Origin of the sequence: Streptococcus alactolyticus (genome assembly GCF_042649785.1) — a bacterium.
Classification (GTDB): domain Bacteria; phylum Bacillota; class Bacilli; order Lactobacillales; family Streptococcaceae; genus Streptococcus; species Streptococcus alactolyticus.
On sequence record NZ_JBHRZX010000018.1, the window covers coordinates 34615 to 49338 of the forward strand.

Below are 14724 nucleotides of genomic sequence, written 5' to 3' on the forward strand. Positions count from 1 at the left end.
CACAATCTAAAAACACCATTAAGCCTCTGTTTCTTCTTGAAGGCGTTCCTTGACTGCGAGCGCTACGTTTTGCGGAATGCCACACTTCCTGATAGCCTCCACATCTGCTTTTTGAATATTGGCAAGACTCTTGAAGTGTTTCATGAGCAATTGCTTGCGCTTTGGTCCCAAACCTGCAATGCCATCCAACTTAGATGAGAAGGAATTTTTACTGCGCACTTGACGGTGAAAGGTAATGGCAAAGCGGTGCACCTCGTCTTGAATACGTTGCAAAAGGAAAAATTCTTCTGAGTTGCGTGGGAGAGGAACCACCTCCAAGGGATTACCAAATAGCAATTCATGGGTTTGGTGTTTGTCATTTTTTTGCAAACCTGCGATGGGAATAGACAAGCCAAGTTGCTTTTCAATGACATCACGCGCCACATTGACCTGACCTTGCCCCCCATCAATGATAATCAAATCAGGCGGTGTTTGCCCTTCTGTCATCATGCGGTGGTAACGGCGGTAAAGCACTTCGCGCATACTGGCATAATCATCAGGCCCCACAACCGTCTTGATTTTGAATTTGCGGTAATCTTTCTTGCTTGGCTTACCGTTAATAAAGACCACCATGGCAGACACTGGGCTCGTTCCTTGAATATTGGAATTATCAAAAGCCTCGATGCGAACAGGTTTTGGAATATGCAACAAGTTTCCAATATTTTCAATAGCACCGTAAGTCTTTTTCATGTCTTTTTCAAGCAAATCAAATTTTTGTTGCAGGCTGACACGGGCATTTTTTGTCGCTAAATTGACCAAATGCTTTTTCTCACCTCGTTGCGGTTTGACGATTTTAGCATCTACCACAGCCTTAACCAAGTCCTCGTCAATGTCATTGGGAATGAAGATTTCTTTGGGTACAAAGTGCTTCTTGTCACGGTAAAATTGCCCCACATAAGTCAAGAAATCTTCCTCAGGCTCGTCATAATAAGGAAACATATTGACATCCCGCTGAATGAGTTTGCCTTGACGAACAAAGAAAACTTGGACGCACATCCACCCTTTATCGACATAATACCCAAAAATATCACGGTCCATCATGTCTTGGTTCATCACCCGTTGTTTAGTGCGCAAGGTCGAGATGGCCTGCAACAAGTCACGGTATTCTGCCGCACGCTCAAAAGCCATTTCATCTGAAGCTGCTTGCATTTTTGCCTTGAGTTCGTTGACAATTTTATCGTCTTGACCATTAAGAAAATGCTTGACGTCTTGCGCCATATCAACAAAATACTGGTGATCCACATGGCAAATCGTGTGGGCGTTGCATTGCCCTAAATGGTAGTAAAAACAAACTTTATTGGCTGGATTGGTGCATTTTTTAAAGGGGAAAATGCGGTCCAAAAGCCGTTTGATTTCATTTGCCGCCCCCGAGTCAGGATAGGGGCCAAAATACATGGCACCGTCTTTTTTGATTTGACGCGTAATGAGCAATCGTGGGTATTGCTCGTTGACCGTAATCTTGATAAAAGGGTAAGACTTATCATCTTTTAGCCGAATGTTGTACTTGGGTTGGTTTTCTTGGATGAGATTGATTTCAAGCAATAGGGCTTCAGTATTTGACCCTGTCACAATATACTCAAAATCCGCAATCTCAGACACCAATAATTCCGTCTTGGTATCGTGGCTACCGTGGAAATAACTCCGAACACGGTTTTTCAGATTTTTAGCCTTTCCCACATAAATAATCTTGCCATGCTTGTCTTTGTGGATATAGCATCCTGGACTATCTGGCAATAATTGTAATTTGTGTTTAATCAGTTCGTTCATACCCTTTATTATAACAAATTCAGGACTCATAGGATAACATAAGCTCACAAAAGCCACGTCAGGCGTTTTGGGCACAAAAAAACTGAGCCTTTCGACTCAGATTTTTGTCAAAAATTACCAAATACCTAGAGAATGTTGCATGAAGAGGCTCACGCAAGTAATTGCTACCCAACAAATAGCCCCAAGCATGATGGCTTGTCCACCAGTTTTGACCAATTTCACAGGGTTGGTATTCAAACCAATAGCTCCCATAGCCATAACGATGAAGAATTTTGAAAGAACTTTCAAGTTATCAAAAATCACAGTGTCAACACCCATGCTGCTGGCAATTGTTGTGATGATTGATGCCATCAAGAAGAATAAAATAAAGGTTGGGAAAGATTTACGCAATTGGAAGGTTTGTTTAGCTTCTCCACCATTTTTTTGCATTTTGTAAGCTCTGTAAAATGACAAACCTAAGGTAATCGGGATAATAGCCAATGTACGTGTTAATTTAACAATGGTTGCTCCGTCAAGTGTATTTGAACCGTGTACAGCATCCCAAGCTGTTGCAGCCGCTGTTACAGATGAGGTATCATTAACGGCTGTACCTGCAAAGACCGCAAAACCGTGGTTTGACAAGTGAAGCAATTCCCCAAGGGTTGGGAAAATCAAGGCTGCCAAGATGTTGAACAAGAAGATAACTGAGATACTTTTAGCCACTTCTTCGTCTTTGGCTTGGATAACTGGCGCTGTCGCTGCAATGGCTGAACCACCACAAATAGATGACCCAACACCAACCAAGGTTGCTGTATTGACGTCAAGCTTCAACCATCTTTGCAAAAGAAAGGCAATGATTAACGATACCAAAATGGTGCTGATGATAATAGGTAAAGATTCTGTCCCTACTTTCACCACTTGGGTCAAGTTAAGACCAAATCCCAAAAGCACAACGGCGATTTGCAAAACGTATTTTGACGTGAAGGCAATCCCTTCCGCCGTTTGTTCACGATTAGTGTGAAAATTACCGATAATCATACCAAGCAAAATGGCAAATACCGGAGCACCAACAAGAGGGAATTTTTCCCCTAAAAACCAAGCTGGCAAGGCTAAAATGGTACAAAATAAAACACCGGGAACTTTTTTCTGAAATGTCATAATAGTTTCAAACTCCTTTTCATGACAATAATTATACCCCCTCTTAACTATAATGTAAAATTATTCTTTTTTATGATATAATAACAAAAAAGAATGATAAAGGACAAATCCCACCATGTTGGACTATCGTGTGTTTACGTTTATGAAAGTATGTGAAACCATGAACTTTACCCAAGCCGCCAAGGAACTTCACATCACACAACCTGCTGTCACCAAGCACATTCAAGCCTTGGAAATCGAGTATCAAACCAAGCTCTTCACCTTTTCAGGAAAACATTGCCAATTGACGCAAAACGGCGAAGAGTTGCTGAATTTGCTCATGACCATCAACAATGACATCCAGCATTTCAAATCGAATTTGAAGAAAGATGTCAAACCATTGAATTTTGGCGCCACTTCCACCATCGGGGAATTTATCTTGTGTGACTCCTTGATTCACATCTTTTCACAATATTCCCAATACCAATTCAACATGCTGGTCAATAATACCACGTCCTTGCTCAAGGCACTGGATCAAGGAAAGATTGATTTTGCCATTATCGAGGGCTTTTTCTCCAAGGAAAAATACGATTTTCTCCCTTACACGTCAGAGCCCTTCATCGCCGTTGCTTCGTCGCAGTCAGATTTAAATGGCAAAGCTGTGACCTTGGAAACCTTGTTGGATTATCCTATTATCATCAGAGAACAGGGGTCTGGCACGCGTGAAATGCTGTCGCTCATTCTCAAAGAAAACAACCTATCTATCAATGATTTTCGACAAGTCACTGAAATTGGTAGCCTCAATATGATTCGCAGCTTGGTCGCGCACAATGTAGGGATTAGTTTTGTTTATCGCAGCGTGGTCAAAAATGAATTGGCTTCTGGAAAATTGGTGGCCATCGACCTTGATATTCCACCAGTTTGGCATGATTTTACTTTTATCTGGCGAAAAAATAGCCATTTTAAAACACTTTACCAAGATATTTTTAAACTATTTTTAGAAAATAAGGACTTGATTAAAAACCAAAATTAACGTAAACTAAGTAATTAAACGGGCACAGCTTGTAACTTAGAAAGGGCATATATGCATACAACAGTTGACATCACAGAGCTTTTACAATATGGGGAGAGGGTCACATTTAAAAAAGGGGACTGCCTAGCCACATCCATCGCAGGAGAGTCTAACGGGGACATCTTCATCCTGTCTTCAGGCATTTGCGCACTCTCGTCCATTTCTCTTGACGGCAAGGAAACCACCTACCTCTACTTTAAGAGAGAACAATTTGTCGGATTTACATCCCTTATGACAACCTTTAATTTAAATTATTATGGCAAAAAGACCTTCTCTATCATTGCTAAAACCCCTTGCGTTGCTTACCGCATTTCAAACCGCAGTTTTCAGGAATTGCTCGGTTTTCCATCTATCACAGCGCTGATGGTCAATACCCTCACTGAAAACTTGGTGTATTTGATGGAGCATTTTCATAGCAGCAAAAACGAACCTGCCCTTGTGCAATTCAGCCGCTTTTTGATGGACCAAGCTGAGCAAGAACCTTCTGGCGAGCTGTTGCTCGACACTGTCTTTACTTACCAAGAAATCGCCAGCTATCTTGGTATGCATTCTGTGACAATTGCCCGCATGGTCAAAGCCCTGCGTGAAGAAGGCCTGATTGACAAGGTTGGCCACCAAATTCGCATCATCAATCCCCAAAAAATGACAAACCTCATCACCGAAGAACAAAAAATTGATTACTAAATCATGACTACCCGTTAATGGGTGATCATGATTTTTTTGCTTCTGACAGCTTGATAGCGTGATGGACTGAAAGTCATATAAACAAACAGCTGAAGTCATCTGACTCCAGCTGTTCATTGTTAACCGACAAAAATTATTCTACAGTATGACGCTCTCCTAGTAAATAATCGTCCACATTTTCAAACATCTCTGATTGGCTAAGTGGTTTACGTCCTGTCAATTTAACAAAATCACTAACTGGAACATCTAAAAAGCCTTCTGTCACTGTTGTACCAAAACTTACCATACCTTCTGATGTAGCTTGGATAGGACTCTTACTAAAGTCACCGTCAGTATCTCTTGGAACTCCAATAGAATCGAAATAGGCATATAATTCATCGTCTGTTAATTTATTATATGCGATATGATTTCCTGTTGCCTTATTGGCAATGTCTAGAAAGTTTTGATAAGAAATCGGTTCAATACCATTAATATTCAATACTTCACGATGAAGAAGGTCATTGGAAAGGGCACAACTCGCAGCAAAGGCTGCATCTCGACGAGAAATAAACCAAACTCGACCATCGCCCATATTTTTAGAAATAACCTCTTCTTTTGCATCCACTGCTCTTAAATAATCACTAATAAAAGCTTCTGCAAATAAAGAATTACGAAGGAAAATGTAGTCTAATGGTGAATTCTGAATGATAGCTTCTGTAAAACTATGGTCTATATTTTCAATACTTGGATTAAGTGGGTGACTATCTGAAAGTACTGAGGTGTATACAATTTGTCTAACATTTGCTTTAACACAAGCTTCAACTACATTTTGATGAACTTTACAACGTTTTTTCACCAACAAAAGGCATTGAAATCGGAAGTACTTTATTTGCATTTTCAAACACTTTTACAAGATTCTCCAATGAGTTAAAATCAGCTACTGCTGTCTTAATACCTTGTTCTTGATAAGGTTTTAATGCTTCCTCTCTAGGTGCAGTAAATAATAAATCGTCCTTTGGTAACAAATTTTGAATATGTTTAGCGACTTGTGAGCCAAAGTTTCCATCAACACCTTTAACAACAATTTTTGTCATAATACTTCTCCTTAAAAGATATTTACTTTATTGTTAGTTTTATTATAATGTAAACGCTATCTAAAATTAAATCCTATTTTTTTATGGCCCATTAGAAATCATAATAAGGAATTATCAAAAATGGTTAGAAAATCAATAAGTGTTTGATTTTTAGAATCTTTTTGATAAGCTAGAACAATTTCATAAGTATGCCAGCTACCTTCAATCGGAATGCTTCGAATCATTCCATCTAATTTAGATAAATTAAAATCATCTGTTCCAAATCCAATAAGTTGTTCTGATAATATATAAAAGAAACTTTCTTCAAAATCATCAACCGTCCTAGCAATATTAGGATAAAAGCCATCTTTTAGCGAACGTTCTTTCATAATGACATAACTTTTACCCATGCTCTCCTCACTCAACATTAACAAAGGATACTGATACAGTTCCGAAACATTAATAACCTGATAATCAAATAGTGGGTGTCCCTGAGCGACCAATGCATTATATCTACCTGATTTTATCACTAATTTTGAAATGTTTTTACTGGTAAATTCTTCTCCAAATGATAATGCCAAATCAGAAATATCTTTTGTAACATAGGTTTCAATATTTTTTCCTTCTACTTTTTTAATTGAATGTTGATAGGAAAGCCAATTTCTTTAAGATAGGAGATAAAAGGTAGGGGTAATCTTAAATCATATAAAGAAGTATAGGCAATACTGAGTCTTGGCTTCAAGGTATTTATTGAATTTTGTATTTGAATTTTTGTTTCTTCATACTGCTTTAACATCATTTTGCATTATTATATAGCATTTTTCCAGCTAAAGTTGGTTGAATAGGAGTCACACTTCTATCAAAAAATTTCGTGTTAAATTCTTTTTCAAGTGAAGAAATGTATTGGCTAATAGATGCTTGTGAAATAAAGTTTTTACGAGCTGTTTCTATATAATTTCTACATTCATACAAATCTATGAAGTATTTTAATTTTTCAATATGCATAGAAATTCTCATTTCATTTTTAGTTATTCTATTATATCATGAGGTATTGCAAATAATTAGAATCCTAATAAAATTATAATAAAAACCTCTTGAAACGAAACAGTTCAAGAAGTTTTGGTTAATTATCTCCCCTCCAATCGCTCCTTGAGTTTTTCAACGAAAAGATAGGCGGCGGGGCAAAAGAGGGTATTTTTAATAGTAAGGTTATTGATTTGGTAAATCTTTTTACGGTCGGTGTGGGGAAATTCACGGCACGCTTTGGGACGGACATCGTAAATGGTACACAAATTATCGCTGCCTAGGAAAGGGCAAGGCATGCTTTGGAAAACCTTGTCGCCGTCCTCGTCAACACGAAGATAAGCGTCCTCAAAGACTGATAATTTCATGCGAAAAGCCTTTGAAATGCGGGTAATATCTGCTTCAGTGAAAAGCGGTCCCAGACTTTTACAACAATTCGCACACTGGGTGCAATCAATCTCTTGAAAGACTTCCGTGTGGATTTCCTGCGTGATTTTGTCAAGGTTTTTAGGGGCTTTTTTCTTGAGGGTTGCTAAAAATTTGCGGTGTTCTTTTTGCTTTTGCTGAGCCAATTCGTGGTAACGCTCAATATCCAATTCTGTCATTTTTGCACTTTCTAACAATTTTCAATCAGAGATCATTATAGCATAAATCACAAAAGACTCAACCGCCATTTTAGCGACGCGTCAAGAGAGCAGCACGCTCCTGTTGCTTTATTTCTTGGATGAGGCGCTGAAATTCTGCAGCCACGGCTTGGCTATTAGCTCTGCTTTTTTGTGGCTGAAAGGTCAGATTTTCCAAAAAGACAGGATCGGTGCCCTTTTCTTGGTAAATATTGCCCTGAAAGAAATAACGCTTGGTCTTTTTGTCAATGGCAAGCAAGGATGAACGCCAACGTGCTTTGGGCTGAGAATTAGGTTTCCAGCTGATTTTTAATTGTTGCCCCAGATAATACCACCCCATTAAACTCAAGGAAATGGCTTGTTTTTTGTTGTGGTCTTGATAGGTACAAAACACCTCGGTCGCTTGGTCCTTGAGCGTCAAAAAAGGGTGAAAATCTTGGATGCCTTGGTAATCTTCGTAGGTCATCTCAGAAGCTTTTGTATCCTGCTGAAATACTACCGAATGAGCATCACGAAAGGGATCATAGACTTCTTCTATAACCTTTTTCTTAGACAAAATGGCCTCAATCTCAGCGTCCGAATAATAGGTAACGTCCGACGCCCGAACTTTTCGGTCACTTGGCACCTGCAAAACCTGAACACTCGCACGCGCTTTTGCCGGCACAGACAAGATGCCTTGATAAAGCGTCTTTTGACTAAATGTTTTGAGGCGCTTGAGGTACGAGCTATACCCTTGCTGCGAATGATTAAGGGCGTAAGATCCGTTTGCATCTTTAAAAACAATAACAAATTGTAGGTTTTTGCGTTTTTTATCTCGACGAAAAATAGGTGTGCTAAACTGGGCATCATTTTTGAATAGTTTCAGAAAATGCCCTGCCTTGACGATATGAGTGTGAGCAATGTGTTTCATGATTTTAGTGTAACACGCTAATGCTAAATTGTCACGGCAAAGTTAAAGGGCCTTGTAATCTGCGTCACTAACGGCCTCCATCCAGATGGTTTTGGTATTATTACCAGACACCTCGATGGCAATATGGCTAAACCAAGCATTCTTTTTAGCGCCATGCCAATGTTTAACGTTAGCTGGAATGACGATGACCTTGCCTGGCTCAAGGCTTACCGCTTCCTTGCCTTCTTCTTGATACCAACCTTGCCCAGCTGTGCAAATCAATACCTGACCGCCACCCTTATCTGCTTGATGAATATGCCAATGATTGCGACAACCAGGCTCAAAGGTCACATTTGCGAGAAATAAAGGCGACTCCTCATCCACCAAGGGATTGAGAAAAGATTGCCCGTCAAAATACTGTGCAAAAGCATCATTTGCCTGCCCTTTTCCGAAAACATTTGCCTGATCAAATGCCACTTTGTCCATTTCTGTATTCGTCATAGTAAACTCCCTTCTTTAATCGTCCTGCCAAATGTCCTTAGCTAGGCGAAAAACAGCCCAAGCTTTTGGCCAGCCTGCATAGAAAGCCACATGGGTAACTACTGCCGCTATTTCTTCCTTGCTAACGCCGTGATTTTTAGCATTTTCAAGGTGATGCGCCATCGAACTATCGGTTATACCTTGTGCCATGAGGGCCACTACCGTGATAAGGCAGCGGGTTTTCAAGTCAATAGCCGTGTCGTTCCAATTTTCACCAAAAAGCACATCATCGTTAAAATGAGCAAATGCTGGCGCAAAATCACCCAATTGGTCACGTCCTGCTGTTTGTTTAATGGTCATTGTTCTCTCCTTTCTGGTAGAAAGTAAAATCACATCACTTAAAGTTTAAATGAACTAATCCTTTTAACTGTTTCAGGATCAACATGGGAAAAGAATTGACTCTCCCCCATATCAAGTTTCAAAATTGCTTCCATATCATCTTTTGTTAAAACAAAATTAAAGACATCAAAATTTTGCTCCATACGATTTTTATGCACGGTCTTAGGAATGACAATAACATCACGTTGAATCAAATAACGAAGGGCGACTTGTGCAGCCGATTTATGATATTTTCGCCCAATATTAACAAGTGTTTCATTTGTAAAGAAATCATTGCGCCCTTCTGCGAATGGTCCCCAAGATTCTATTTGAATACCATATTCATCCATTGTCTGACGGGCTTTCAATTGTTGATTAAAGACATGTGTCTCAATTTGATTGACCATAGGCGTAACATCCGCAAAAATAGCTAAATCTGCCATACGATCAGGGGCAAAATTACTAATACCAATTGCCCTTATTTTACCAGCTTTATAGTACTCTTCCATAGCACGATAAGCACCATAATAATCACCAAATGGCTGGTGGAGAAGGACTAAATCAATATAGTTTGTTTGAAGTTTAGCTAAAGAAGCATCCAGAGAAGCTTTTGCTTTCTCATAGCCATAATTGCTTATCCAAATTTTAGTTGTGATAAAAAAATTTTCACGTGCAATCCTGACTTACGGATAGCATTTCCAACAGCTTCTTCATTCTTATAGGATTGAGCTGTATCAATTAAACGATAATCAACTAAAATGGCATCACTAACCACACGCTCGCATTCATCGATATTAGGAATTTGGTAAACTCCAAATCCTAAAATAGGCATTTTAATACCGTTTGATAATGTTTTGTATTCCACTAGGTTCTCCTTTCCACATCAAGATTTTGTGATTTCTTCGTTAAACAAATGCTGTTCTTTTTTAAGAACGATGTTTTGGTAGTTTTGAATTTTGCGGTTGAGTCGTCTGTGGGCTTCTTGCAATTCGGCAATGCGGGCTTCTAATTTGACACGTTCTTCTTCTAATAAGTCTAGCCTTGCTTGTTCGGTGCCATCACCTGCTTCCACCAAGCCCATGTACTCAATCAAGGATTCGATGCCAACGCCTGCTCTTCTGAAACAACGGACAAATTCCAAGGCCGCAATGTCACGTTCTGAAAAATCACGAACGCCCGACGCCTGACGTTTGACGCGTGGAATCAAGCCAATCCGCTCATAATAACGAATCGTATCTGCCGAAATCCCTGTCTGCTCGCTAACGGTTTTGATATTCATAGGTCATCTCCTCTCTTTGTTACCCTCAGTATATACCTTAGAGTCCACTCCAAGTCAAGCCCAAAAAGGAACTTTTTAGTAAAAGTATAATCGTTTTCTAAAATAGGCTGGAACACCAAAAAAAGCACCCAGACCAATCTAAGTGCTAAACAATTTCATCACTCTCTTCTATCGTCCCAATAGTCGCGGAAACGATTCAAATCAGGCAGGGACAAATTGCCTCTGTCTTTAGTCAAGGTAGCTAATTTACTGTGTCCCATAAAAGCCCCCAAAAAGAGCTTGGCCGACTTGGCTAGGAGAAGCTTCTTCTCTGCTCCAATAGAGTGAAAGGAGGTCAGACTAGCAGAGAGTTTCGACACAAATTCTCGATTAACCGCTAAATCGTTGATACTGGTAATGCCACTGGACATGAGGGTGTCAAACAAGGTATCAAACAAGAGTTTTAATTCTTGGCTTGATAAATCATCCGTCCACTGTTTAAAGGTTTTTTCAAGATTTCGGCTCAATTCTGTTGGATGCTCGGCAATTAGCCATTGGCCTGTTTCAGCGTCCATTTGCCAATTGGTCAAAGCGTGCTGCATGATGCCCACACCTTGACTTTGAACGATAACTGGCTCGATGTCATTGTACAACATCACCCCAACGATAGACTCTTCTGGTCGAATAACCCGCACCTTATCGCGAATTGCTCGGTAACCTTCTTTTGCAAGGTCGGCTTCATTAAGCCCTGGAGAATCCAACATATAAATCTGCGTGATTTGCGAGCGAAGGTCAGGACGCACATTGGCCGCCGCGTATAGGGCTAAATTGCCACCTTTAGAATGCCCTGACAAGGTAAAAGAACCCGCATTCTCACTTAAAATTTCTTCCAAATATTTCAAAGACGAACGATGAGCTGGGATTTCTCGCACATAACTCAGTTTGAAATCTTCCTTCCAACCAATCAAGGTGTCATCAGTCCCACGAAAAACCAGTTGGCGATAATCTAACTGAGGTAAACTAAAGACCATTGCCGCAAACTGTCTTTCGTATTCTTCGTCCACATCATTGACATAATAAGACACGTGCAAATCCGCAAAACGGTCCGATTCCGCCACTGTTTTTAGCAAATCAATACGTGATTTAGTCGCCAAAAAATTGCGGTCCAAGGTCTTTTCCCCCGTGCTATACGGACGAAAAACTTCTTGCACCAAGACATCCTTGGTCACATCGATACTGGCAGCCAGTTCTTCAAAACAAAAATAACCCAACTCATTTATGCACATTTTATCCGCCTCATTAAGTGGAAAAGCCTCGAAAGTCTTGTCTTGATGTTGCGTCACATAATCGTTTATTGTCCCCATAAGTCCCCCTTTTGCGAAACACGCCATCTGATTGCTGCTCAATGGGCAATCGTTTACACTCCTATTATCTCATATTTTTGAAAAAAAGATGGATTTTAACTGTATTTTTTTCATGTTTTTCTCATGTATTTTCAAAAAATGGCAAAAAAACAGTTAGGGCTGCTCCTAACTGTCAGCTTATTTGATAATGTGTTCCATACGGGTTTCTTGCGGGGTCATGCCTTGATGTTGGTAAAAACGCAGAGCCGCTTCATTGGCATTCCAAACGTTCAAGGTCACGTTGTAGCAACCAATCTCTTTCGCATAAGACAAGGCAAACTGGTACAACTGCTCCCCAATTTTGTGCCCACGCGCTGCCGCGTCCACACACAAATCATCGATAAACAAGGTTTTGTGAGGAACTTTTGGCGCTTGCGCTTCCTCAATGATAGTAAACATATGCCCCAACACCTTGCCCTCTTCGCCTTCATAGACAAAAATAGGACGCTTATCATCAGAAAGCAGATCTGCCAATTCTTGCTCCGTGTATTTCACACCTTTAGCTTGGAACAAATCAGGTCTTACTGCATGATGTACGGACAAAACTTGTTGCAAAAGGTCCATTAAGCTTGGAATATCAGCACTTGTCGCAGGTCTAATGGTCATGTCTAACTCCCCCATATCTCGTTTTATCTATTATACCATCTTCTTTGTGGCTTGTAACTACGGCAGAGCTTATTTTTCTAATGCCCTGGCCAAGCGGATGTTCCTCCTAGCACATTTACGACTTGGTAACCTTCTTGGTCCAAAAACAAACTTGCCCGCTCAGAACGCCCACCGATCTGACAAATCACATAATAAAGCATGTCCTTATCTAATTCTTGGTACCGTTCGACCAATTCACTCAATGGTAAATTAACCGCCGTTGGCACGTGCCCTGTGGCATATTCGTCTGGCTCACGGACATCAAGCACATGACATTGTTGTCTTTGCAGGTTTTCTTTCAGGTCCTGTGTTGTAATGGTTTTAATCATAATGCATCTTATCTCCTTTTTTATTCTCATTTATTAACATAAAAAGATGTTTTTTGTGTTATCGTTTGCATTTCTTAATGCCATTTTGTCAAAAAGGTGCTATACTTATCCTTAGTAACATTTATGCGTTCATAAAGGAGGCCTCATGACTAAACAAGAAATGGTTAATTATCTCTTAGGCTACTTGCTAAAGGAAAATTCGCAATACAAAGCAATTCATATTCCAGAGGATTTGTCAGGTCAAGAGTCCTTATTGCGTGCTCTATTAAATGTTCGTCCTCCAATGGCGACATCTCGGCACTTCCTCTCTGTTCAAAACGATTATTTGCAATTAAAAGCGGCAGAGCGTGTAGTGGTTTTTCTCAACCACTTACACACTGTTCCCAACGATGAGCGTTTTTACGTTTGGAAGGGGGATATTACACGGCTAAAAGTTGACGGTATTGTTAATACGGCGAGTCGTCATCTGCTAGGCTGCTTTGAACCTTTGCATAATTGCTCGGAAAATGCCATCCACACTTATGCGGGTGTTCAGCTGCGACAAGATTGTTACAATCTCATGGAGCAACAGCCTTATGAAGAACCAACAGGAACAGCCAAAATCACACCCGCTTACAATCTGCCTGCCAAATTTGTCCTACACACCGTCAGCCCTAATCTCAGTGGACCTCTGACCCCCATGTCTAAGGATTTGCTGACGCAAACCTATTTGGCTTGCTTGGGCTTGTCTGAGAAAAATCAGCTAGAATCCGTGGCACTACCTGCGATTAATTCTAGCAAGGACCCGCATTTTGTCGATGAAAATGTCGCCGAAGTCGCCGTCCAAACAACCAAACAATTCTTAGAACAAAGCCACTTTGTCAAAAAAGTCATCTTTGCCGTCAATAACGATAAAGAACGCCATATTTATCAAAAGTTGTTGAATTGATTCCAATCATCAACCTCAAAACCGTTAGCAATAGCTAACGGTTTTTTCTTACTCAACAATGGCTTTGGCAATGTCTTCTGGGCTGATATTGGCAAAGTAAAGGCTTGTGTCTATGGTTTGGAGTTTAGCTAGGACGTCTGAATACTCATAGCGAAGGCCAATAAGGGCTTTCTCAATATCTGAAACGTCTTTGATGCCAAAGAAGTCACCGTAGATTTTAATGCCCTGAATGATGGATTTGTCTATGTCAGCATAAATGGTTAGTTTACCTGATGGGTAGCGAACCGAGCGCTTGATTGTGTACTCAGGAGCTGTGCCGTAGGTCCAATCCCAGGTGCCAAATTGTTGGTCTGCCAAAGTCTGAATGGCTTGCAATTCCTGCTCTGAAAAATGGTATTGGGTCATGTCAGGGTACAATTCTCGCATTTTGTTGAGCAATTTTTCTGAGAAATCATCAACCGTGATTTTTTCAGGCAATTCATCCAAGATATTGGTCACACGCGCACGCACAGACTTCACACCTTTGGATTGGATTTTATCCTTTGAGATCTGCAAGGCATTGCCAAGAACGGTCATATCCACGTCAAAGAGCAGGCAACCGTGGTGCATCATTCGCCCCTTGTAGTAAGCTTGGGCATTACCACAAAATTTCTTGCCGTCAATCTCAAGGTCGTTTCGTCCTGTGAAAGTTGCCGTCACGCCGAGATCCGCCAAAGTGGCAATAACAGGCTGAGAAAAGGTCTTGAAATCAAAAGCCCCTTCTTGAGATTTGTTGGAAATAATCGTGTAATTGAGATTGTTGAGGTCGTGGTAAACGGCTCCGCCACCTGACAAACGCCGCACCACATGGATACCATGCTCATCTGTGTAAGCCTTATTTATTTCCTCAATAGCATTTTGATGCTTGCCGATAACAATAGTTGGCTCGTTAATCCACAGGATAAATAGCTCATCTTCTTCTAATAATTCACGAAAAGCATAGGCTTCCAAGGCAATGTTGTAGGCTGGATTGTGAGAATGATTGATAATGTATTTCAT

At 40.4% G+C, this 14724-nt stretch carries 18 protein-coding genes and 1 pseudogene; 3 read left to right on the forward strand and 16 right to left on the reverse strand.

Annotated features, from left to right (window positions below; genetic code table 11):
* Window positions 1-18: 18 nt before the first annotated feature.
* Together uvrC and ACFORE_RS04840 are read right to left on the reverse strand one after the other, a co-directional pair.
* Complete coding sequence (gene uvrC / locus ACFORE_RS04835) at window positions 19-1806, reverse strand: excinuclease ABC subunit UvrC (RefSeq protein WP_269725792.1); 1788 nt, start codon at window positions 1804-1806, stop codon at window positions 19-21.
* A gap of 114 nt (window positions 1807-1920) precedes the next feature.
* The gene (locus ACFORE_RS04840; protein WP_154455050.1) at window positions 1921-2943 is read right to left on the reverse strand and encodes a YeiH family protein; all 1023 of its coding nucleotides are present in this window, start codon (window positions 2941-2943) and stop codon (window positions 1921-1923) included.
* A 115-nt stretch (window positions 2944-3058) separates the two neighbouring features.
* On the opposite strand from ACFORE_RS04840, the gene ACFORE_RS04845 reads away from it, so the two are divergent.
* Complete coding sequence (locus tag ACFORE_RS04845; protein ID WP_380435026.1) at window positions 3059-3955, forward strand: LysR substrate-binding domain-containing protein; 897 nt, start codon at window positions 3059-3061, stop codon at window positions 3953-3955.
* Between the two features lie 51 nt (window positions 3956-4006).
* Window positions 4007-4678 carry a Crp/Fnr family transcriptional regulator gene (locus tag ACFORE_RS04850; RefSeq protein WP_154455048.1) on the forward strand — a complete coding sequence of 224 codons (672 nt, stop codon included), beginning with the start codon at window positions 4007-4009 and terminating at the stop codon, window positions 4676-4678.
* 133 nt (window positions 4679-4811) lie between these two features.
* Here ACFORE_RS04850 and ACFORE_RS04855 read toward each other — a convergent pair whose 3' ends face one another.
* From ACFORE_RS04855 to ACFORE_RS04915, 13 genes and pseudogenes are all read right to left on the reverse strand, one after another.
* Window positions 4812-5513, reverse strand: coding sequence for a Rossmann-fold NAD(P)-binding domain-containing protein (locus ACFORE_RS04855; RefSeq protein ID WP_269725790.1), 702 nt, complete (start codon window positions 5511-5513; stop codon window positions 4812-4814).
* Window positions 5497-5751, reverse strand: coding sequence for a hypothetical protein (locus tag ACFORE_RS04860; RefSeq protein ID WP_269725789.1), 255 nt, complete (start codon window positions 5749-5751; stop codon window positions 5497-5499). The genes ACFORE_RS04855 and ACFORE_RS04860 overlap by 17 nt, the downstream gene beginning before the upstream one ends.
* Before the next feature lie 98 nt (window positions 5752-5849).
* Window positions 5850-6311 (reverse strand): LysR substrate-binding domain-containing protein, encoded by a 462-nt coding sequence (locus tag ACFORE_RS04865; protein WP_154455047.1) that lies wholly within the window; start codon window positions 6309-6311, stop codon window positions 5850-5852.
* Window positions 6312-6525: 214 nt separating this feature from the next.
* The gene (locus ACFORE_RS04870) at window positions 6526-6735 is read right to left on the reverse strand and encodes a helix-turn-helix domain-containing protein (RefSeq protein WP_204984551.1); all 210 of its coding nucleotides are present in this window, start codon (window positions 6733-6735) and stop codon (window positions 6526-6528) included.
* 122 nt (window positions 6736-6857) lie between these two features.
* The gene (locus ACFORE_RS04875; RefSeq protein ID WP_154455045.1) at window positions 6858-7358 is read right to left on the reverse strand and encodes a YkgJ family cysteine cluster protein; all 501 of its coding nucleotides are present in this window, start codon (window positions 7356-7358) and stop codon (window positions 6858-6860) included.
* A gap of 70 nt (window positions 7359-7428) precedes the next feature.
* Complete coding sequence (locus tag ACFORE_RS04880; RefSeq protein ID WP_269725788.1) at window positions 7429-8286, reverse strand: hypothetical protein; 858 nt, start codon at window positions 8284-8286, stop codon at window positions 7429-7431.
* A gap of 42 nt (window positions 8287-8328) precedes the next feature.
* Window positions 8329-8766: a cupin domain-containing protein gene (locus ACFORE_RS04885; protein ID WP_269725787.1), complete on the reverse strand. Its 438-nt coding sequence runs from the start codon at window positions 8764-8766 to the stop codon at window positions 8329-8331.
* 15 nt (window positions 8767-8781) lie between these two features.
* Window positions 8782-9105, reverse strand: coding sequence for a carboxymuconolactone decarboxylase family protein (locus ACFORE_RS04890; RefSeq protein WP_235280928.1), 324 nt, complete (start codon window positions 9103-9105; stop codon window positions 8782-8784).
* A 38-nt stretch (window positions 9106-9143) separates the two neighbouring features.
* Window positions 9144-9988: pseudogene (locus tag ACFORE_RS04895) on the reverse strand (aldo/keto reductase).
* A gap of 18 nt (window positions 9989-10006) precedes the next feature.
* Window positions 10007-10402, reverse strand: coding sequence for a stress response transcriptional regulator NmlR (nmlR, locus tag ACFORE_RS04900; protein WP_168260903.1), 396 nt, complete (start codon window positions 10400-10402; stop codon window positions 10007-10009).
* A 158-nt stretch (window positions 10403-10560) separates the two neighbouring features.
* Window positions 10561-11745, reverse strand: coding sequence for an Mbeg1-like protein (locus tag ACFORE_RS04905; protein WP_235280931.1), 1185 nt, complete (start codon window positions 11743-11745; stop codon window positions 10561-10563).
* A 177-nt stretch (window positions 11746-11922) separates the two neighbouring features.
* Window positions 11923-12390, reverse strand: coding sequence for a GNAT family N-acetyltransferase (locus tag ACFORE_RS04910; RefSeq protein ID WP_154454244.1), 468 nt, complete (start codon window positions 12388-12390; stop codon window positions 11923-11925).
* Window positions 12391-12467: 77 nt separating this feature from the next.
* Window positions 12468-12758: a rhodanese-like domain-containing protein gene (locus ACFORE_RS04915; protein WP_154454245.1), complete on the reverse strand. Its 291-nt coding sequence runs from the start codon at window positions 12756-12758 to the stop codon at window positions 12468-12470.
* Between the two features lie 145 nt (window positions 12759-12903).
* On the opposite strand from ACFORE_RS04915, the gene ACFORE_RS04920 reads away from it, so the two are divergent.
* Complete coding sequence (locus tag ACFORE_RS04920) at window positions 12904-13686, forward strand: protein-ADP-ribose hydrolase (protein WP_154454246.1); 783 nt, start codon at window positions 12904-12906, stop codon at window positions 13684-13686.
* 48 nt (window positions 13687-13734) lie between these two features.
* Here the strand turns inward: ACFORE_RS04920 and ACFORE_RS04925 are convergent, their stop codons facing one another.
* Window positions 13735-14724, reverse strand: a complete 990-nt coding sequence (locus ACFORE_RS04925) for a lipoate--protein ligase (protein WP_269725786.1) — start codon at window positions 14722-14724, stop codon at window positions 13735-13737.

Excerpts from the sequence above, each read along its gene's own strand:
- ACFORE_RS04920 (WP_154454246.1), top strand. The coding sequence starts at position 12,904 with ATGACTAAACAAGAAATGGTTAATTATCTCTTAGGCTACTTGCTAAAG.
- uvrC (WP_269725792.1), bottom strand. The coding sequence starts at position 1,806 with ATGAACGAACTGATTAAACACAAATTACAATTATTGCCAGATAGTCCA.
- ACFORE_RS04905 (WP_235280931.1), bottom strand. The coding sequence starts at position 11,745 with ATGGGGACAATAAACGATTATGTGACGCAACATCAAGACAAGACTTTC.
- ACFORE_RS04870 (WP_204984551.1), bottom strand. The coding sequence starts at position 6,735 with ATGCATATTGAAAAATTAAAATACTTCATAGATTTGTATGAATGTAGA.
- ACFORE_RS04890 (WP_235280928.1), bottom strand. The coding sequence starts at position 9,105 with ATGACCATTAAACAAACAGCAGGACGTGACCAATTGGGTGATTTTGCG.
- ACFORE_RS04850 (WP_154455048.1), top strand. The coding sequence starts at position 4,007 with ATGCATACAACAGTTGACATCACAGAGCTTTTACAATATGGGGAGAGG.
- ACFORE_RS04910 (WP_154454244.1), bottom strand. The coding sequence starts at position 12,390 with ATGACCATTAGACCTGCGACAAGTGCTGATATTCCAAGCTTAATGGAC.
- ACFORE_RS04925 (WP_269725786.1), bottom strand. The coding sequence starts at position 14,724 with ATGAAATACATTATCAATCATTCTCACAATCCAGCCTACAACATTGCC.
- ACFORE_RS04880 (WP_269725788.1), bottom strand. The coding sequence starts at position 8,286 with ATGAAACACATTGCTCACACTCATATCGTCAAGGCAGGGCATTTTCTG.
- ACFORE_RS04840 (WP_154455050.1), bottom strand. The coding sequence starts at position 2,943 with ATGACATTTCAGAAAAAAGTTCCCGGTGTTTTATTTTGTACCATTTTA.
- ACFORE_RS04875 (WP_154455045.1), bottom strand. The coding sequence starts at position 7,358 with ATGACAGAATTGGATATTGAGCGTTACCACGAATTGGCTCAGCAAAAG.
- ACFORE_RS04860 (WP_269725789.1), bottom strand. The coding sequence starts at position 5,751 with ATGACAAAAATTGTTGTTAAAGGTGTTGATGGAAACTTTGGCTCACAA.
- ACFORE_RS04845 (WP_380435026.1), top strand. The coding sequence starts at position 3,059 with ATGTTGGACTATCGTGTGTTTACGTTTATGAAAGTATGTGAAACCATG.
- ACFORE_RS04885 (WP_269725787.1), bottom strand. The coding sequence starts at position 8,766 with ATGACGAATACAGAAATGGACAAAGTGGCATTTGATCAGGCAAATGTT.
- ACFORE_RS04915 (WP_154454245.1), bottom strand. The coding sequence starts at position 12,758 with ATGATTAAAACCATTACAACACAGGACCTGAAAGAAAACCTGCAAAGA.
- nmlR (WP_168260903.1), bottom strand. The coding sequence starts at position 10,402 with ATGAATATCAAAACCGTTAGCGAGCAGACAGGGATTTCGGCAGATACG.